Raw genomic sequence first — 19,177 nt, forward strand, 5'->3', positions numbered from 1 at the left:
TTTCGGGTGAATTCGTCGCGGTCGGCAGTGGTGACAGCATCGGTTGTGGGGTTGTTCGGGCACGACGGCCGATCTCCCGCAGACATACCTATTTCCGGGACTTGCCCTTTTCCGGCTCTTGCCTCGATCCGCCGGCACCGTGTCGGGCATGGCAGACGTTGTCACCCGGGAACCAGCAGCATCCTCGGAGTGCGGTCACGGCCGGTCGCGAGCATTTTTTCGCGATGGTCCGACCACCCGAGTGGAGATATTCTGGCTGGTGTCCGCTGCTGGCGATTTGCGAGTTATCGATGTCTGAAAGTGATCCGTTCGAAACGCAGCGTGATGCCGGTCCCGACGTCGTCACGGAGTTGCGTGCTGCCGGGTTCGACGACGCCCACCAGATCGGCCGGGGCGGTCTCGGGGCTGTTTACCGGTGCACCCAAGTTGCCGCTGACCGCACGGTGGCGGTGAAGATCCTCACCGGTGAACTGGAGGAGGACCGGGCCCGGTTCCTTCGCGAGCAGCGGGCGATGGGTCCTCTCACCGGGCATCCGAACATCGTCAGCATGCTGGAGGTCGGGCAAACGGGCAGCGGCCGCCCTTATCTGGTCATGCCGTACTTTTCCCGGGGCTCGCTGGGTGAACGTATCCGGGACGACGGTCCGCTGTCTCTCGCGGACACGCTTCACATCGGGGTGAAGATCGCGGGGGCGCTGGAATCCGCACATCGAGCGGGAGTTCTCCACCGCGATATCAGGCCGGCGAACATTCTGCTCACCGACTACGGCGAGCCGGTGTTGACCGATTTCGGCATCTCCCACGTCTCTGACGAGTTCGAGACGGAAGCCGAAATCACCACCGGCTCGCCGGTCTTAACCGCGCCCGAGGTGCTGGGTGGACAGGCCCCCAGCCGTGGCTCGGACGTCTACGGGCTGGGAGCCACATTGCTCTGTGCGCTCACCGCTCACGTCGCGTTCGATCGCCGCGGTGGTGGGCAGGCGGTGGCCGGGTTCGTGCGGATCACCACCCCGTCGAATCCCGACCTCTGTGAAATCGGTATCCCCTGGGACGTACGCGCAGTGATCGAGGCGGCCATGTCTCCCGACCCGCACAACCGCCCTGCCGCAGCGGTATTGGGCGAGCAACTGCGTCGAATACAGCTCCAGCACGGTTTCGCGGTCGACGAAATGGCGGTGCGCGACGAACCGGGCTCCGAACCCGAATCGTTGGTGAGTTCGGAACCATCGGTGCCGCAAGGAGTTCCGCGTATCCGCAGCGACGGATTGCATGAGGGCACCGGAAATCTGCCGCTCGAGCTGACCAGCTTCGTCGATCGACGGACCCAGTTGTCCGAGGTCGGCAATCTGCTGGCCGGGTCACGTCTGGTGACCTTGACCGGGATCGGCGGGATCGGAAAGTCAAGGCTCGCACTGCGAGTCGCTCACAAGGTTCGGCAGAAGTTCGTGAACGGGGCGTGGCTGGTCGAGTTGGCGGAGCTGCGCGATGACGCATTGCTGCCCGATGTGGTGGCTGCTGTCTTCGGACTACGAAGCCAAGGTGTCATATCCGTGCTCGACACGCTGGTGGAGGCGCTGGCGCCGTATGATCTGCTGCTGGTGCTGGACAACTGTGAGCACGTGATCGACGCGGCCGCGAAGCTGTCGGAGGCGCTGCTGCTGGCGTGTCCGAATGTGCGAATTCTGGCGACCAGTCGCGAAGCACTGGGGATCGGCGGGGAGGCCGTGTATCCGCTTCAGCCGCTCGGGATTCCCGATTCGACCAATGAGCGGGCGCTGGCTCACAGCCACGCAGTGACACTGTTCGTCGAGCGGGCTGCCGCGGCGGTGCCGGGGTTCGAGATGACCGAAGCGAACCAGCGCGGCATTGCCCAGATCTGCACCAGGCTGGACGGATTGCCGTTGGCGATCGAGCTGGCCGCGGCGCGTCTGCGCACGATGTCGGTCGAGCAGATCCAGACCCGGCTGACAGACCGGTACGCCCTGTTGACCCGGGGTGGCCGGGGAACGCCGAAGCGGCAGCAGACGCTGTGGTACTGCATCAGCTGGAGCTACGACCTGTGCACACCCGACGAGAAGCGGCTGTGGGCTTGCTTGTCCGTGTTCGCCGGCGGCTTCGAACTCGACGCCGTCGAGCAGGTGTGCGCCGATGACATGACCGAGTCCCAGGTGCTCGATACGTTGTCCGCGCTGGTGGACAAATCCATCCTGGTCCGGCAGGAAGCCGGTGGGGCGGTGCGTTTCCGGATGCTCGAGTCGGTGCACGAGTTCGGCCGGGAGAAGGCCGAGGAGTCCGGCCAGTTCCCGGGCCTGCACTGGCGGCATCGGGACTGGTGTGAACGACTGGTACGCGAGGCGGATGCCAATTTGATCGGTCCGCATCAACTGGATTGGGTTGCCCGGCTCGAGCGGGAACTGCCGAATCTTCGAAAGGCATTGGAATTCAGTTTGTCCGAGTCCGACGAGGGCGGGCTCGGGATGATCACGAACCTGTACCTGTTCTGGGGCTTGCGCGGGCGGCTCCATGAGGGCCGTCGCTGGTATGAGCGCGTGCTCGGCCATTCGGTCGACGGTCGGACCACGGATCGAGCCAGGGCGCTCTTCGCCGCCGGCAGCATCGCGGGTTTGACCGGCGACCTGCAGACCGCGAGCGACCGGTTCGCGGAACTCCGCGTACTCGCCGAGCAGACGGTGGAGCCGCTGGTCGGAGCCTTGGTCAACCACGCCGAGGCAAATCAGGCGCTCGCCCGCGGCAACGTCGGTGAGTCCGACGCGGCTGCCCTCCTGACCGATGTGGTCCGCAGCTACGAGGCGTGCGGTGAGCTCGGAATGCAGTTGGATGCCCGGCTCTCCCTCGGCTGGGCCTACGCCCTGGGGGGCGATGCTGCCCGGGCCGTCGCCTGCCACGAAAAGACGCTCGCCATGACAGCGGCCTGCGGCGAGACGATCTATCGATCATGGGCGTTGTTCGCGGCGGGCTTCGCCGTTTGGCGCTACGGCGACGTCGAACGCGCCAAGCGCCTCTTGGAGGAAGGCGTTCGACTGTCCGCTCTGCTGGCCGATCCGCTCGTCGCCGCGGGTTGTCTGGAGACGCTGGCCTGGATTGCTGCCGACGGGCACGAGGCCCGCCGTGCGGCTGTCCTGGTGGGCGCGGCGGACAAGTTGGGGCGCCTCGCCGGCACCGCGACGCTCATGGTCCCCGATCTGCTCGCATACCGCGCCGAGTGCATGCAGAGCAGCCGCAATGCGCTCGGCGTGCGTGCCTTCGATCGGGCCCGCCAGGAAGGTTCCGCGATGAGTCTCGACTCGGCCGTACGGCTCGCGCTCGGCGAACCTTCCCCCACGGCCGATACTGCGCAGCAGCAGCTGACGAAGCGTGAACGGCAAGTTGCCGACCTCGTCGCGGAAGGTCTGACGAACAGGGCGATCGCGACCCGTCTTGTGATCTCACAACGCACCGCACAGGGGCACGTCGAACACATCCTGGTCAAGTTGGGATTCACCTCGCGCGCACAGATAGCGGTTTGGGCGGCAGAGCATTCCGGCGGCAGTCCGGGATGACCGCCCGGCGTATCGCTGTGGTGTCGGTCGCGCCGAGTTGTCCCCCGAGCCGGTGGTGCAGCGAATAATTCGGCTGTGACACAAGGCGGTGAGGCCCCTCCGGACAATGCGAAGATCCTCGAACGGGTGATGGGCGCGGGTCGCCCACAGCGCGTCGGTAGCTTCCGCTTCTGGTTCGGTGACCAGCGGTGGGAATGGTCCGATGAGGTGGCCGTGATGCACGGGTACCAGCCGGGATCCGTGCTGCCGACCACTGATCTGCTGCTCTCACACAAGCATCCCGAGGATCGTGGGCAGGTCGCCGGTACGATCGCGGGTTCGGCGAACGATGCCCTGCCGTTCTCGAGCCGGCACCGCATCGTCGACACCGGTGGGAGCGTGCACGACGTGATCGTGGTGGGCGATCGGATGGTCGACGGCCAGGACCGGGTGGTCGGATCGGCCGGCTACTACATCGACGTGACCGAGGCTCTCGCCGAACACCGTCAGGAGGCCCTCGACGACAGCCTGCCCGAGCTGTATGCCGCGCGCGCGGTGATCGAGCAGGCCAAGGGGGCGATCATGCTGGTCTACGGTGTCAGCGCCGAGGCGGCGTTCCGCGTGCTCACCTGGCGATCGCAGGAGACCAATACCAAGCTGCGCACGCTGGCCGCGCAATTGATGGAGGACCTGCAGGCTCTGGCGGATGGGGCGAAGCCGATTCGCACCCACTTCGACCATCTGCTGCTGACCGCCCACGAGCGAGTACCCGGGCGATGAACCCCTGGCGGTTCCCGGGCCGCACCACGCGGTACGCGCACAATCGGTTGCTCGAACGGCGAGCGCGGGTTTACCGTCAGAGGATTCGGTGTGCGTCGATTGGCAGATCGTGGCATCAACAACGCAGCAGCGCAGGCCCTTTCGCTCGTTGACGAAGCGCCTGGCGCTGACCCGGCAGGAATCGCTGCGACTGGCGGCGATGGCCGGGGTGATCGTCGGCCTGCACGTGCTGGGCTGGTTCACGCTGGTCGCGTTCGTGGCCCCGCAGCATCTCAGCGTCGGTGACCGCACCCTCGGTATCGGAGTCGGCCTGACCGCATACACCCTGGGTATGCGGCACGCGTTCGACGCCGACCACATCGCCGCCATCGACAACACCACCCGCAAGCTCATGCACGATGGGCAACGGCCGCTGTCGGCGGGATTCTTCTTCTCCCTCGGACATTCCACGGTCGTCTTCGGGCTGGCCCTGCTGCTCTCGCTGGGCGTGCAGGTCGTCGTCGGGCCGGTCGAGAACGACTCCTCGGCGCTGCATCACTACACCGGACTGATCGGCACGACCGTATCCGGGGCGTTCCTCTACCTCATCGCGATCCTGAATCTCGTTGTGCTGGTGGGTATTCTGCGGGTCTTCGGGCGGATGCGCGGCGGCGGCCACGACGAGGCCGAGCTGGAGCAGCAGCTGGCGCAGCGCGGCCTGGTGAATCGGCTGCTCGGGCCGATGACGAGGTCGGTGACCAAGCCCTGGCAGATGTATCCGATCGGGCTGCTGTTCGGTCTCGGCTTCGACACCGCCACCGAGGTCGCGCTGCTGGTATTGGCCGGCACCAGCGCGGCGGTGGGCCTGCCCTGGTACGCGATTCTGTGTCTGCCGATTCTGTTCGCCGCCGGTATGAGCCTGCTGGACACCATCGACGGCGGCTTCATGAACTTCGCCTACGGGTGGGCTTTCGCCAAACCCGTGCGCAGGGTCTACTACAACATCACCGTCACGGCGCTGTCCGTCGCGGTCGCCCTGATCATCGGCACCATCGAGCTGCTCGGCCTGCTCGTGGGCCAACTCGGGTGGACCGGCGGCGTCTGGGATTGGGTCGGCGGACTCGACCTCGAGCTGGTCGGGTTCCTGGTGGTCGGCCTGTTCGTCCTCACCTGGGCCATTGCCCTGCTGGCCTGGCACTACGGCCGCCTCGAGGAGAAATGGACCACCGCGCGGCAACCTGGCGCCGAGGAATGAACAGCGAGGGCGCCGGTGGGCTCGGGTGGTGTGCGGGGTAAAACTCGGGAGTAGCTTGGTAGGGGTCCTTCTCGGTAGCGGTTCTTCTCGACGAGACGAGTTCGTTGTGCACGAGATGGCGATTACCCAGAGTGTCATCGATGCCGTCGGCGAACACGCGGCCGGCCGCACCGTTCACAGCGTGACGCTCGAGATCGGCGCACTCTGTGCCGTCGTCCCCGATGCCCTGCGTTTCTGCTTCGAGCTGGCCGCCGAGGGAACCGTCGCGGCGGGCGCACGTCTGGATATCCATCTCGTTCCCGGCACGGCCCGGTGCCGGGCCTGCGGCCGGGACTTCGTCCTGCCCGATCCTGTGCTGCTGTGCCGTTGCGGCAGTGCGGATGTCGAGGTGACCGCCGGGCGGGAGCTGCGAATCCGATCCATGGAGGTGAGCGACCCATGTGTGCTACCTGCGGATGCGGTGGCGAGACGGGCGGACTGATCACCGTCCCGCACCAGCACGGCCCGGGCGAAGACCACGCCCATCACGACCATGACGACCCTGCCCATCACGACCATGGGCACCCGGGGCACGACCATGCCGGCCACGAACACGGCGCGGACCATGTGCACCTGCCGATCACCGAGACCGTGACGCTGGAACAGCGGGTCCTGGCCAAGAACGACCGGCTGGCACAGGAGAACCGGGCCTGGCTGGCCGAACGCGGCATCCTCGCGCTCAATATGACGAGCTCGCCGGGCGCGGGTAAGACCACGCTGCTGGTGCGTACCATCCGGGAGTTCGGTGCGGGACCGATCGCTGTCATCGAGGGGGATCAGGAGACCCTGCTCGACGCCGAGCGGATCATGGCCACCGGATGCACGGTGGCACAGATCAATACCGGTGCCGGCTGTCATCTGGACGCGGCCATGACCCGGCGCGCCCTCGACATGCTCGCACCGGAGCCCGGCAGCCTGCTGTTCATCGAGAATGTCGGAAACCTGGTGTGCCCGGCGCTGTTCGATCTGGGGGAGAGGGGCAAAGTCGTGGTGATCTCGGTGACCGAGGGCACCGACAAGCCGCTGAAGTACCCGCACATGTTCTCGGTGGCGACCCTGGTGCTGATCAACAAGATCGACCTGTTGCCCTATGTCGACTTCGATCCGGTCCGCTTCGGTGAACTCGCGCGATCGGTGAATCCCGCAGTCCGGATCCTGGAGATCTCGGCGTCCACCGGGGCGGGTCTCGGGCAGTGGTACGAGTGGCTGTCCGGACAGCGCGTGCCGGTCCGGTGAACTCTTGAGGCGGTCTCGGGCCGGGCCTAAACTTACGTGATCAGGCTCACATCCCGGTCGGTCGTTTTCGAGAAAACGGCGACGTCCGATCGCCTGGCATTTCGCTTCGAAGGGTGGCACGTTTTCATGCCGACTAAAGAAGCAGTCAATGCGGAGCAGACGCTGATTCACGTTCTCTGGATCAACGCGGGACTCAGTTGTGATGGCGACTCGGTGGCCCTGACTGCCGCCACCCAGCCCAGTGTCGAGGAGATAGCTCTCGGATCCCTGCCTGGCCTGCCCAAGATCGCCGTTCATTGGCCACTCATCGATTACGAATGTGGCCCGGCCGGGGGAGCCGACGACTTCCTCGAGTGGTTCTTCAAGGCCGATCGGGGCGAGCTCGAGCCCTTCGTCCTGGTCGTCGAGGGGTCGATCCCGAACGAGCGCTTGCACGTTGAGGGCTACTGGTGCGGGTTCGGCAACAATCCCGAGACCGGCCAGCCCATGACCACCAGTGAATGGCTCGATCGGCTGACCCCGAAGGCGACCGCGGTGGTCGCGGCCGGCACCTGCGCGACCTACGGCGGCATTCACGCCATGGCCGGCAATCCGACCGGCGCCATGGGCGTCCCCGACTACCTGGGCTGGGAGTGGAAGAGCAAGGCCGGCATACCAATTGTGTGCGTGCCGGGTTGCCCGATCCAGCCCGACAATCTCTCCGAGACCCTGACCTACCTGCTCTACATGGCCACCGGCCAGGCCCCGATGATCCCGCTCGACGAGGCACTGCGCCCCAAGTGGCTTTTCGGTGCGACGGTGCACGAGGGCTGCGATCGCGCGGGCTATTACGAGCAAGGTGATTTCGCCACCGAATACGGCTCGCCGAAATGCATCGTGAAATTGGGCTGCTGGGGGCCGGTCGTGAAATGCAATGTCCCCAAACGCGGTTGGATAAACGGCGTCGGCGGTTGCCCGAATGTCGGTGGTATCTGTATCGGTTGCACCATGCCGGGATTCCCGGACAAGTTCATGCCTTTCATGGACGAGCCACCCGGCGGCAAGTTGTCCTCCACCGCGTCGGGTTTGTACGGCTCGGTGATTCGCAGTCTGCGGCACATCACCGGCCGCACCGTGGACAAGGAGCCGAGCTGGCGGCACAAGGGAGACAAGCTGGATTCCGGCGCGGTCCGGACCTGGTAGGGAAGGCAATCCGATGACCGAGATCATTCCCGAGCCCTCGCACCGCACGATCGAACCGGATTCTCTCGTCGAGATGGCATGGGATCCGATCACCCGCATCGTCGGCAGTCTGGGCATCTACACCAAGATCGATTTCGAGAACCGGGAGGTGGTCGAGTGCCACAGCACCTCCTCGATCTTCCGTGGTTACTCGATCTTCATGCGCGGCAAGGATCCTCGTGACGCGCACTTCATCACCAGCCGCATCTGCGGCATCTGCGGTGACAACCACGCCACCTGTTCGTGCTACTGCCAGAACATGGCCTACGGGGTGAAGCCGCCGAATCTGGGCGAGTGGATCGTCAATATGGGTGAGGCCGCCGAGTACATGTTCGACCACAACATCTTCCAGGAGAACCTGGTCGGCGTGGACTTCTGCGAGAAGATGGTGTCCGAGACCAACCCGGGCGTGCTGGCCCTGGCCGAGAAGACCGAGGCGCCGCACGCGCAGGCGCACGGTTATCGCACCGTCGCCGACATCATGCGGGCGCTCAACCCCTTCACCGGCGAGTTCTATCGCGAGGCGCTGCAGGTCAGCCGCTACACGCGAGAGATGTTCTGCCTCATGGAGGGCCGGCACGTGCACCCGTCGACGCTGTACCCCGGCGGGGTCGGCACGGTCGCCACCATCCAGTTGATGACCGACTACATGACGCGGCTCATGCGCTACGTCGAGTTCATGAAGAAGGTCGTGCCCATGCACGACGACCTGTTCGACTTCTTCTACGCGGCGCTGCCCGGCTACAACCGGGTCGGCCTGCGGCGCACGCTGCTGGGCTGCTGGGGCTCGTTCCAGAATCCGGAGGTGTGCAACTTCGCCTACAAGGACATGGAGAACTGGGGCAACGCGATGTTCGTGACCCCCGGCATCGTGGTGGACGGGAAACTGATCACCCACTCACTGCTGGACATCAATCTCGGTCTCCGAATCCTCTTGGGCAGTTCGTATTACGAGGACTGGACCGACCAGGAGATGTTCGTGAAGAACGATCCGCTGGGCAATCCGGTGGACCGCCGCCACCCCTGGAATCAGCACACCAATCCCAGCCCGCAGAAGCGCGACCTGGACGACAAGTACAGCTGGGTGATGTCGCCACGCTGGTTCGACGGCAAGGATCATCTCGCGCTCGACACCGGTGGCGGACCGCTGGCACGACTGTGGTCCACCGCCCTGTCGGGGCTGGTCGATATCGGCTATGTGAAGTCCACCGGCCACAGCGTGCAGATCAATCTGCCGAAGACGGCGCTCAAGGGTCCGGTCGAATTGGAGTGGACGATACCGGCTTTCGGCAGCAACACCATCGAGCGCAACCGCGCGCGCACCTACTTCCAGGCCTACGCCGCGGCGTGCGCGCTGCACTTCGCGGAGCAGGCGCTCGAGGAGATCCGGGCCGGGCGGACCAAGACCTGGGAGCATTTCGAGGTGCCGGACGAGAGCATCGGCTGCGGTTTCACCGAGGCCGTGCGCGGTGTGCTGTCGCACCACATGGTGATCCGGGACGGCAAGATCGCCAACTACCATCCGTATCCGCCCACACCCTGGAACGCCAGCCCGCGCGACAGTTTCGGAACCCCGGGACCGTACGAGGACGCGGTGCAGGGACAGCCGATCTTCGAGGAGAACGATCGGGAGCACTTCAAGGGCATCGACATCATGCGCACCGTCCGCAGTTTCGATCCCTGCCTGCCCTGCGGCGTGCACATGTACCTGGGTGGTGGCAAGTCCTTGGACCTGCTCCACTCACCCACCCAGGCGATGACCGCTGAGTAGCGGTCGAGCCGGTACCGGGAGGCGAGCGCGGTGAACGACCGATCCGAGGACCGCCGCGCTCAGGCCGCGGACACCGATCGCTGGCGCGAGGCCGGCGAGCGGATCGACACCCTACTGGGTGCGATTTCCGCCGCCGGGCCCGTGGCGCGGGAGCGCGCCGAGGAACTGGTCGGTGAGATCGTCGGCCTGTACGGTGCGGGGCTCGAGCGGACCATCCGGCTGCTCGATCCCGAGACCGTCGAACGGCTGGTGGCCGACGACCTGATCGCCAGCCTGCTGCTGGTACACGGACTGCACCCGCACGACACGCTCACCCGGGTGCGTGCGGCGCTGGACGGGGTGCGCCCGTACCTGGGCTCGCACGGTGGCGACGTGACGGTGGTGGCGGTGACCGACGGCGTGCTGCGGCTGGCTTTCACCGGCAGCTGCCGCAGTTGCCCGTCCTCCGCGGTGACCCTGGAGCTGGCGGTGGAGGATGCGGTGCGTGCCGCCGCGCCGGAGATCGAGACCATCGAAGTGGTTGCGTCCGAAACGGATTCGAATACCGGCGTGATTCCGGCCGAGTCGCTGCTGGCCCGCGTCCACGCCAACGGCGAGCACGGCGGACACTGGATCGGGGCGCCCGAGCTGGCACAGCTCGGCGCGGGTGAGGTGGGTGGTTTCGCGCTGGCCGGCGCGGCCGTCGTGGCCTGCCGGGTCGGCGACGAGCTGTTCGTCTACCGCGATCACTGTCCGTCGTGCGGGAATTCGATGGCGGGAGCGGCGCTGCATCGCCGGGCCGGGTTCGGGGCCGGCGCGGCCGTGCTGCGCTGCCCGGTCTGCCGGGCCCACTTCGACGTCGTGCACGCCGGCGCGCGCCTGGACGGCGACGGTCATCTGGAACCGCTCCCGGTCCTGATCCGTTCGGGCACACCGCAGGTGGCGGTGCCGATGGAGGCGGCCGGATGAATCCCGCCTTCGGCGTACTGCGCAGGCTCGCGACTTCCCGGCCCGTCCCGGCGCCGGCGGGGGAGCGGTGTGAGATGTGCGGTGAGGCCATCGCCGACACGCACGGCCATGTCGTGAATATCGAGGGCAGGCAGCTCATGTGCGTCTGTCGGGCCTGCTATCTGCTGTTCACCGACCGCACCGCGAACCTGCGGTATCGCGCGGTCCCGGATCGCTGCCTCGCCTTCCCCGGGGTCAGCATCGGCCCGGGGGAGTGGGATGCCCTCCAGATTCCGGTCGGCCTGGCCTTCTTCTTCCGCAACTCCGCCCTCGGGCGCACGGTGGCGTTCTATCCGGGTCCGGCCGGTGCCACTGAATCCGAGCTGCCGATGGACCAGTGGAGTGCGATCCTGGACCGGCATCCCGAACTCGCACAGGCCGACGACGATGTCGAGGCCGTGCTGATCCACCTGCCCGAGCATGGCGGCGCCCCGACCTGCCTGCTGTTGCCGATCGACGCCTGCTACGAATTCGTCGGGCGCATGCGGTTGCTGTGGCGCGGATTCGACGGCGGGCAGGAGGCCCGCCGCTACATCGAGGAATTCCTCGCCGCCATGACCGCCCGGGCCCGCGTCGCGGGAGGAACGTCGTGAGCCCGGCGTACTCGATCACCTTCGCGGTCCTGGGCATCCGGCCCGAACCGTATGCCGTGACGCCGACCCTGACGGCGCGGATCGGCATCGCCGCGCTGTCCGAGGAGCCCGTGCACGCCATCGCCCTGCGCGCACAGGTGCGTATCGACCCGAACCGGCGCTCCTACACCGACGAGGAGGGTGCGGGCCTGACCGATCTGTTCGGTCCCCGGGAACGCTGGTTCGACACCCAACGCTCCTTTCTGTGGATGCATTGCGCGACAATGGTTCCCGGCTTCTCCAGCGGTGGCACCGAGGTGGATCTGCCGATGCTGTGCACCTACGACCTCGAGGTCGCGGGTTCGAAGTACCTGCACGCGCTGCGCGACGGCACGATACCGCTGTCGTTCCTGTTCAGTGGCACCGTGTTCATCAGGGGCGCAACCGGTTTCGCGGTGCAGCAGGTGCCCTGGGACCGTGACGACAGGTTCGACATGCCGGTGTCGGTGTGGCGGGATCTGATGGCCGCGCACTTCCCGGACACGGGCTGGGTGCGGTTGTCGCGGGAGACACTGGATGCGCTGTCCGCCTTCAAATCCGGTCGCGGCCTGCTCGGATACGACCAGGCGGTGCGCGAGTTGCTCGCCGCGGGAGGTGCGTGATGAGCGTCGACGGCGACGCCCGGGCGGCGGCGCGCGCGGTGGCCGACGCGGTGCTCTACGAGGGGTACCTGCTGTACCCGTACCGGGCGAGCGCCCGGAAGAACGTGTGCCGCTGGCAGTTCGGTGTGCTCGGACCCGAGCGGGCGGCCGCCGACGGGCTCGGTGAGGATTCCGAGCTGGTGACGCAGTTCCCGGTCACGGCCGGCGAGTCGGCGCGGATCAGCGTCACGGTGCGGTTCCTGCACCGGCAGCGGCGCACGGTCCGCAGCCCGGACGGCGCCGCCGTCGCGGAACTCCATGCCGCCGGGCGGTCCTGGCTGAGCTGGGACGAGGCCGTCGAACATGAGCATGACATCGGCCCGATACCGCTGGTACACAGCGTTTTTCCGTTCACCGTCCCCGGCGCCGAAGAGAGTGCGGCGATCAGTGACGACACCGGCGGCGTGGTCGGCACGATGTCACGCACCCGGGAACCGCTCCGTGGCGAGCTCGAACTGTCGGTGGACGCCGTCGGCGGCTACCGCCGTGTGGGTATCGTCCTGCGCAATACCGGCGCGGCCGCCACGGATCCCGATGACGCGCTGGCCCGCTCGCTGCTGGGCGCGCACCTGATCGCCGAGCTCGACGGCGGGCTGTTCCATTCGCTCACCGATCCGCCCGCCGATGCCGAGGCTGTTGTCGAAAGCTGTTGCCAGCAACGCTGTTTCCCGGTGCTGGCGGGCCCGCCCGGCCAGCAGGAGCTGCTGCTGGTCTCCCCGATCATCCTCTACGACCATCCCGAGATCGCCCCGCAGAGCCAGGGCCCGCTGTTCGACTCCACCGAGATCGACGAGATCCTGGCGCTGCGCGTGCTGACCATGACCGACGAGGAGAAGCGGGAGGCGCGCGCCACCGACCCGCTTGCCGCCGAGATCATCGATCGCTGCGACAATCTCGACGCCGAGCAACTGGGATCCCTGCACGGAGTGCTGCGGGAGGACCCGTCCCCGCGGGTGCTGCCCACGCTGGCCGACGGTGTCGACTGGTGGGATCCGATGGCCGACAGTGCCGTCGCGCCCGACACCGACGCGGTGGCGGTGGCCGGGGTGCTGGTGCGCAAGGGCAGCCGGGTGCGGTTGCATCCCGGGCGCCGCGCCGACGCGCAGGACCTCTTCTACGCCGGCCGCACCGCCAGGGTGGTCACGGTGCACGAGGACGTGGACGGCGGGGTGCACGTCGGCGTGGTCGCCGAGGACGACCCCGCGGCCGAATTGCACGAATGGTACGGGCGCTACCTGTACTTCGCCCCCGATGAGATCGAGCCGCTGGACGGCTCGCCCGAGTGAAAGGAAGGGCCGGAGATGGCAACGGTAGGAGTGGTCGCGATAGTGATCGTCGCTGCGGCCGCGGTGGCCGCGGTCGCTGTGGGTGTCGTGTCCATCCCCGATATCCGCAGGTACTTCCGGATACGGCATATGTGAGCGGGTGATCGCACGACACGGGTGCTGGTCGCCGGGATCGGCAATATCTTCCTCGGCGACGACGGATTCGGACCGGAGGTGGTCCGGCGGCTGCCGCCGGACCACCACCCTGACGTGCGCGTCACCGACTACGGTATCCGGGGCCTGCACCTGGCCTACGACCTGCTCGACGGATGGGACGCGCTGGTGCTGGTGGACGCGATCCCCGACCGCGGCGCACCCGGACGCGTGGAGGTCCTCCGTGCCGAAACCGGCGGCGGCGCCGCCGGATTCGACGGCCACGCCATGCACCCGGAGGCCGTCTTCGAGACCGTGCGCGCACTCGGCGGCGCGGTGCCGCCGACGGTCGTGGTGGGGTGCCAGGTGTGCTCGGTCGCCGAGCGTATGGGACTGACCGAGGTGGTCGCCGCCGCCGTGCCCGCCGCGGTCGCCGCGGTCGGCGACGTACTGGCCGAACTGCTCGCCCGGCAGGAGGTGTGACCCGTGTGCCTCGGAATTCCCGGCCTGGTCGTGGAGCTCCTCGACGGCTACAACGACCAGATCGCGCTCGTCGACGTTTCGGGGGAGCGGCGGAAGGTGAATGTCGGCCTGCTGGACCAGGATCCGGTCCGGCCCGGTGACTGGGTGATCATTCACATGGGCCTGGCGGTGGAGAAGACCGACGCGGCCGGGGCGGCCGCGGCCCTGGACGGGCTGCGGCTGCTGCGCCAGGGTGACGCGCCGTGAGCGCCGGGCGCGGCCGCCGCCGCGTGGTGGTCCGCGGCGTGGTTCAGGGCGTCGGCTTCCGGCCGTTCGTGTACACCACCGCCGCCGAACTGTCCCTGACCGGATCGGTGTCCAACGACAGTTGCGGTGTGATCATCGAAATCGAGGGCGCGACAGCGGATCTGGCCGAGTTCGTGCGGCGGATGCGGTCGGATCCGCCGCCGCTGGCGGTCGTCGAATCCGTCGAGTGCCTCGAGATTCCGGTGCGCGGCGGCACCGGCTTCCATATCGCCGCGACCAGCCGGGACGGGACCGGGCGCACCCTGGCCTCACCCGATGTGGCGATCTGCGCCGAGTGCGTCGCCGATCTGTGCGATCCGGCCAACCGGCGCTACCGGCACCCCTTCGTGAACTGCACCAACTGCGGTCCCCGGTTCACCATCATCGCGAGCCTGCCCTACGACCGCGACCGCACCAGCATGGCGGGCTTCCCGATGTGCGCGCGGTGTGCCGACGAGTACGCCGATCCCGCGGACCGGCGCTTCCACGCGCAGCCCATCGCCTGCCCCGACTGCGGTCCCCGGTTGTCCTATACCGGCCCGGGCGCTGGCGAACCTGTCGCCGCCGCGCGAGAGCTGTTGCGCGACGGGGGAATTCTCGCCGTCAAGGGCATCGGCGGGTACCACCTGGCCTGTGACGCCGGGAACGAGACGGCGGTGGCCGAGCTGCGCCGCCGGAAACGCCGCGGGGACAAGCCGTTCGCCGTCATGACGCCGGATCTGGACACGGCACGGCGCATCACCGAGATCGACGAGACGGCCGCCGGGCTGCTCACCGGGCCCGCCCGGCCCATCGTGCTGCTGCCGCGCGCGGATCGCGCCATCGATACCGAAACCGGCGGGCGCACTCCGGATTTCGCCATCGCGCCGTCGGTCGCCCCGCGCAACCCCGATCTCGGTGTGATGCTCGCCTACACGCCGCTGCATCTGCTGCTCTTCGGCCTGCCCGGCGACCCGCCCGGCCCCCGGGTGCTCGTCATGACCTCGGCGAACCTCGGTGGCGAACCCATCTGCTACGACGACACCGACGCCCGGACCCGGCTGACGGGTCTGGCCGACGCCTGGCTCGCGCACGACCGTCCCATCCTGGTGCCCTGCGACGATTCGGTACTGCGGGTGGTCGACGGCACGGAACTGCCGTTGCGGCGTTCCCGTGGCTTCGCGCCGCTACCCCTGGCCCTTCCGCTGCCGGTCCAGCCCACGCTCGCGGTGGGGGCGGATCTCAAGAACACCTGTGCCGTCGGGGACGGGCGCTATGCCTGGCTCAGCCAGCACATCGGCGATATGGACGATCTGGCGACACTGCGCGCCTTCACCGAGGCCGAACACCACCTCGAGGAGCTGACCGGCGTGCGACCGGTCGTGCTGGCCGCCGACGCCCACCCGCGCTACCGTTCGACCGCGTGGGCCCGGGAACAGGCGGGCGAGCGGCCGGTGCGCACCGTGCAACACCATCACGCGCACATCGCGGCGGTCATGGGCGAACACGGACTCGATCCGGCCGCCGCCGTCCTCGGAATCGCTTTCGACGGCACCGGATTCGGGCCCGACGGCGCGATCTGGGGCGGTGAGGTGCTTGCCGCCGGGTACAAGGGCTACCGGCGGCTGGCGCACCTGCGCTACGTACCGCTGGCCGGCGGCGATGTGAGCGTGCGCCGCCCCTACCGCATGGCGCTGGCGCACCTGCGGTCCGCCGGAATCGAATGGACCGAGGATCTCCCCGCGGTGGCTGCGTGCCCGCCCGCCGAGCGCGCCGTGCTCGCCCACCAGCTGGACACCGGATTGGGCAGCGCGCCGACATCGAGCATGGGCCGGTTGTTCGACGCCGTCGCTGCACTGGCCGGGGTCCGGTTCGAGGTCGACTACGAGGCGCAGGCCGCGATCGAACTGGAATGGCATGCGCGCGGGGTCGATCCGGGGTCCGGGCGTTACCGGTTCGCGAGGCCGGATCGAGACGGGGACGGTCCGTCGGTGTTCGACGCCGCCCCGGTGATCGGCGCCGTGATCGGCGATGTGCGGGCGGGCGTCCCGGTGGGGATCATCGCGGCGCGTTTCCACGACGCGGTCGCGCGGCTGGTCCTCGGCCTCGCGGCCGACTACGCCACCCCGGCCACCCCGATCGTCCTGACCGGCGGCGTGTTCCAGAACGCGCTGCTGCTGTCGGCCACACGTGGACTGTTGTCGGACAACGGTTTTCGAGTCTTGACCGCTCATCGGTTGCCGCCCAACGACGGCGGCCTGGCATTCGGGCAACTACTCGCCGCCGAGGCGGGTTGAGCGAAGGGAGCAGCAAATGTGCCTGGCAGTCCCGGGAAGGATTCTCAGCCTGCAAGAACGCAATGGCACGCTGATGTCGATCGTGGATTTCGGCGGCGTGCAGAAGGACGTGTGTCTGCAATACATCCCCGACGCTGTGGTCGGCGACTACGTCGTGGTCCACGTCGGCTTCGCCATTCAGCGGCTCGACGAGGAATCCGCCCTGCGGACACTCGCCGAGTTCGAGCACCTCGGTGTTCTGAAGGAGGAATTCGGTAACGGATTCGCGATCGCGGCCGCGCAGGCGGGCCTGGCGAATCCCGAAACAGCGCAGGAATCGACGGGGCAGGAGTCGGATGAACCGGAGGTGGGGTCGTGAAGTACCTCGATGAATTCAGCAACCCGCAGCTCGCCCGGGTTCTCCTGGAGCGCATCCGGGAGAGCGCCACTCGCCGCTGGGCGATCATGGAAGTCTGTGGCGGGCAGACGCATTCGATCATCCGCCACGGCATCGACCAATTGCTGCCCGAGACGATCGAAATGATCCACGGCCCGGGCTGCCCGGTGTGCGTGACCCCGCTCGGCATGATCGACAAGGCACTCGACATCGCCGCGCAGCCCGGCGTGATCTTCTGCTCGTTCGGTGACATGCTGCGGGTACCGGGCAGCTCCAAGGACCTGTTCCGGGTCAAGAGCGAAGGCGGGGACGTCCGGGTGGTGTACTCGCCGCTGGACGCGCTCGAGTTGGCACAGGCCAATCCCGATCGGCAGGTGGTGTTCTTCGGCATCGGCTTCGAGACCACCGCCCCCGCCAACGCGATGACCGTCTATCAGGCGAAACGACTTGGCATACGCAACTTCTCGCTGCTCGTCTCGCACGTACTGGTGCCGCCCGCCATCGCCGCGATCATGGAATCACCGTCGTGCCGGGTGCAGGGGTTCCTGGCCGCCGGACATGTCTGCACGGTGATGGGTACCCGCGAATACCCGCCGCTCGCCGAGAAGTACCGGGTTCCGGTCGTGGTCACCGGGTTCGAGCCGCTCGACATCCTCGAAGGCATCCGGCGCACCGTGATTCAGCTCGAATCCGGACGCCACGAGGTGGAGAACGCCTACCCACGCGCCGTCGCCGAAGCGGGCAACCCGGTCGCGAAGGCGATGCTCGAAGACGTCTTCGAGGTCACCGACCGAGCCTGGCGCGGGATCGGCGTGATACCGAGCAGCGGGTGGCGGCTCTCGGATCGGTACAGCGAGTTCGACGCCGAACAGCGGTTCGCCGTCGGCGACCTGCACACCGCCGAGTCCTCGATCTGCCGTTCCGGTGAAGTGCTGCAGGGGCTGATAAAGCCGCACGAGTGCGCGGCCTTCGGCAAGCAATGCACGCCACGTAACCCCCTCGGAGCCACGATGGTCTCCTCCGAGGGCGCGTGTGCCGCCTACTACCTGTACCGACGCCTGGACCTGCCCGCGGAGGTGGCACATGCGTGAGGAGATCTCGACGCCCGTCGACCTGGCGAACTGGGTGTGCCCCATGCCATTACGGGATTCACCCACCATCGTCATGGGGCACGGTGGCGGCGGCGCGATGTCGGGCGAACTCGTCGAGCATCTGTTCCTGCCCGCCTTCGGCGCGGCCGCCGAGGCCGGGATGGGGGACTCGGCGGTGCTCACCGTCGCGGGGGCGAGGCTCGCCTTCAGCACCGACTCCTTCGTGGTCAAACCGATGGTGTTCCCGGGCGGATCGATCGGCGAACTCGCGGTCAACGGCACGGTCAACGATCTGGCCATGGTCGGTGCGCGACCGCTGGCGCTGTCGACGGCGTTCATCCTCGAAGAGGGCACCCCGCTGGCCGAGATCGCCCAGATCGCCGGGGCGATGGGTACCGCTGCCCTGGGCGCGGGCGTCACCCTGGTCACCGGTGACACCAAGGTGGTCGACGCCGGGCACGGCGACCGGGTGTACATCAACACCGCGGGTATCGGCGTGATCGACGAGGGTGTGGACATCCGTCCCCAGCGCGCGAGTGTCGGGGACGTGGTGATAGTGAGCGGCGATATCGGCTTGCACGGCGTCGCGGTGCTGAGCTGTCGCGAGGGACTGGAGTTCGGCACCACGGTGTGCAGCGATACCGCACCGCTGCACGGCCTGGTGGCTGCCATGCTGGCCACCGGCGCGGACGTGCACGTGCTGCGCGACCCCACTCGCGGCGGTCTGGCCGCATCGCTCAACGAGATTGCCCATACCGCGAAAGTCGGTGTGGCGCTGGAGGAGAACGATATTCCCATCCCGGCCGAGATTCGCGACGCGTGTGGACTGCTCGGGCTGGACCCGATGTACGTCGCCAATGAGGGCAAGCTGGTCGCCTTCGTCGCAGCCGAGGACGTGGACCGGGTGCTGGCCGCCATGCACGCTCATCCACTCGGGACGCGGGCCGCTGCGATCGGTGTCTGCGTGTCCGAGCATCCGGGCATGGTGGTGGCCAGGACCGCCCTCGGCGGTACCCGGGTGGTGGATCTGCCGGCCGGGGAACAGCTACCCAGAATCTGCTGAGGCGGACGGGGATTCGCCCGCCGCCGGGATGCCGGGAGGTGACGTCATGGTGGGCATGGGCCCGGACCGGATGGACATGGACCCGGTCCGCATGGATATGGACCC

General features: G+C 67.6%; 17 protein-coding genes. All 17 read left to right on the forward strand.

Annotation, left to right across the window (positions count from 1 at the left end; translation table 11 throughout):
• Positions 1-224: 224 nt before the first annotated feature.
• The 17 genes from ABZ909_RS35795 (at position 225) to hypE (ending at position 19,072) form a co-directional block, all read left to right on the forward strand.
• Entirely contained in the window at positions 225-3,560 is a 3,336-nt protein-coding gene (locus ABZ909_RS35795; RefSeq protein ID WP_357008961.1) for a protein kinase, read from the forward strand.
• 129 nt (positions 3,561-3,689) lie between these two features.
• Positions 3,690-4,319, forward strand: a complete 630-nt coding sequence (locus tag ABZ909_RS35800; protein WP_357009213.1) for a PAS and ANTAR domain-containing protein — start codon at positions 3,690-3,692, stop codon at positions 4,317-4,319.
• Positions 4,320-4,479: 160 nt separating this feature from the next.
• Positions 4,480-5,553 (forward strand): HoxN/HupN/NixA family nickel/cobalt transporter, encoded by a 1,074-nt coding sequence (locus ABZ909_RS35805; protein ID WP_357009215.1) that lies wholly within the window; start codon positions 4,480-4,482, stop codon positions 5,551-5,553.
• Positions 5,554-5,659: 106 nt separating this feature from the next.
• Positions 5,660-6,034, forward strand: coding sequence for a hydrogenase maturation nickel metallochaperone HypA (gene hypA / locus ABZ909_RS35810; protein ID WP_357008964.1), 375 nt, complete (start codon positions 5,660-5,662; stop codon positions 6,032-6,034).
• Positions 5,992-6,828, forward strand: coding sequence for a hydrogenase nickel incorporation protein HypB (hypB, locus tag ABZ909_RS35815; protein WP_357008967.1), 837 nt, complete (start codon positions 5,992-5,994; stop codon positions 6,826-6,828). Before hypA ends, hypB begins: the two co-directional genes overlap by 43 nt.
• 126 nt (positions 6,829-6,954) lie before the next feature.
• Positions 6,955-8,010 carry a hydrogenase expression protein HypE gene (locus ABZ909_RS35820; protein ID WP_357008970.1) on the forward strand — a complete coding sequence of 352 codons (1,056 nt, stop codon included), beginning with the start codon at positions 6,955-6,957 and terminating at the stop codon, positions 8,008-8,010.
• 13 nt (positions 8,011-8,023) lie between these two features.
• A complete protein-coding gene (locus tag ABZ909_RS35825) occupies positions 8,024-9,820 on the forward strand; it encodes a nickel-dependent hydrogenase large subunit (protein WP_357008973.1) in 1,797 nt (598 codons plus the stop codon).
• Positions 9,821-9,850: 30 nt separating this feature from the next.
• A complete protein-coding gene (locus ABZ909_RS35830) occupies positions 9,851-10,768 on the forward strand; it encodes a NifU family protein (RefSeq protein ID WP_357008976.1) in 918 nt (305 codons plus the stop codon).
• Positions 10,765-11,400 (forward strand): DUF5947 family protein, encoded by a 636-nt coding sequence (locus tag ABZ909_RS35835; RefSeq protein ID WP_357008979.1) that lies wholly within the window; start codon positions 10,765-10,767, stop codon positions 11,398-11,400. Before ABZ909_RS35830 ends, ABZ909_RS35835 begins: the two co-directional genes overlap by 4 nt.
• The gene (locus tag ABZ909_RS35840) at positions 11,397-12,041 is read left to right on the forward strand and encodes a DUF6084 family protein (RefSeq protein ID WP_357008982.1); all 645 of its coding nucleotides are present in this window, start codon (positions 11,397-11,399) and stop codon (positions 12,039-12,041) included. Before ABZ909_RS35835 ends, ABZ909_RS35840 begins: the two co-directional genes overlap by 4 nt.
• Positions 12,041-13,366, forward strand: coding sequence for a hypothetical protein (locus tag ABZ909_RS35845; protein ID WP_357008985.1), 1,326 nt, complete (start codon positions 12,041-12,043; stop codon positions 13,364-13,366). The genes ABZ909_RS35840 and ABZ909_RS35845 overlap by 1 nt, the downstream gene beginning before the upstream one ends.
• A gap of 156 nt (positions 13,367-13,522) precedes the next feature.
• A complete protein-coding gene (locus tag ABZ909_RS35850; RefSeq protein ID WP_357008988.1) occupies positions 13,523-13,981 on the forward strand; it encodes a hydrogenase maturation protease in 459 nt (152 codons plus the stop codon).
• Positions 13,982-13,984: 3 nt separating this feature from the next.
• A complete protein-coding gene (locus ABZ909_RS35855) occupies positions 13,985-14,227 on the forward strand; it encodes a HypC/HybG/HupF family hydrogenase formation chaperone (protein WP_357008991.1) in 243 nt (80 codons plus the stop codon).
• Positions 14,224-16,542 carry a carbamoyltransferase HypF gene (gene hypF, locus ABZ909_RS35860; RefSeq protein WP_357008994.1) on the forward strand — a complete coding sequence of 773 codons (2,319 nt, stop codon included), beginning with the start codon at positions 14,224-14,226 and terminating at the stop codon, positions 16,540-16,542. Before ABZ909_RS35855 ends, hypF begins: the two co-directional genes overlap by 4 nt.
• Positions 16,543-16,558: 16 nt before the next feature.
• Positions 16,559-16,900 carry a HypC/HybG/HupF family hydrogenase formation chaperone gene (locus ABZ909_RS35865; RefSeq protein ID WP_357008996.1) on the forward strand — a complete coding sequence of 114 codons (342 nt, stop codon included), beginning with the start codon at positions 16,559-16,561 and terminating at the stop codon, positions 16,898-16,900.
• Positions 16,897-18,009 carry a hydrogenase formation protein HypD gene (gene hypD / locus ABZ909_RS35870; RefSeq protein ID WP_357008999.1) on the forward strand — a complete coding sequence of 371 codons (1,113 nt, stop codon included), beginning with the start codon at positions 16,897-16,899 and terminating at the stop codon, positions 18,007-18,009. The genes ABZ909_RS35865 and hypD overlap by 4 nt, the downstream gene beginning before the upstream one ends.
• The gene (gene hypE / locus ABZ909_RS35875) at positions 18,002-19,072 is read left to right on the forward strand and encodes a hydrogenase expression/formation protein HypE (RefSeq protein ID WP_357009002.1); all 1,071 of its coding nucleotides are present in this window, start codon (positions 18,002-18,004) and stop codon (positions 19,070-19,072) included. The genes hypD and hypE overlap by 8 nt, the downstream gene beginning before the upstream one ends.
• Positions 19,073-19,177: the final 105 nt, after the last annotated feature.

Origin of the sequence: Nocardia sp. NPDC046763 (assembly GCF_040645495.1) — a bacterium.
GTDB lineage: Bacteria > Actinomycetota > Actinomycetes > Mycobacteriales > Mycobacteriaceae > Nocardia.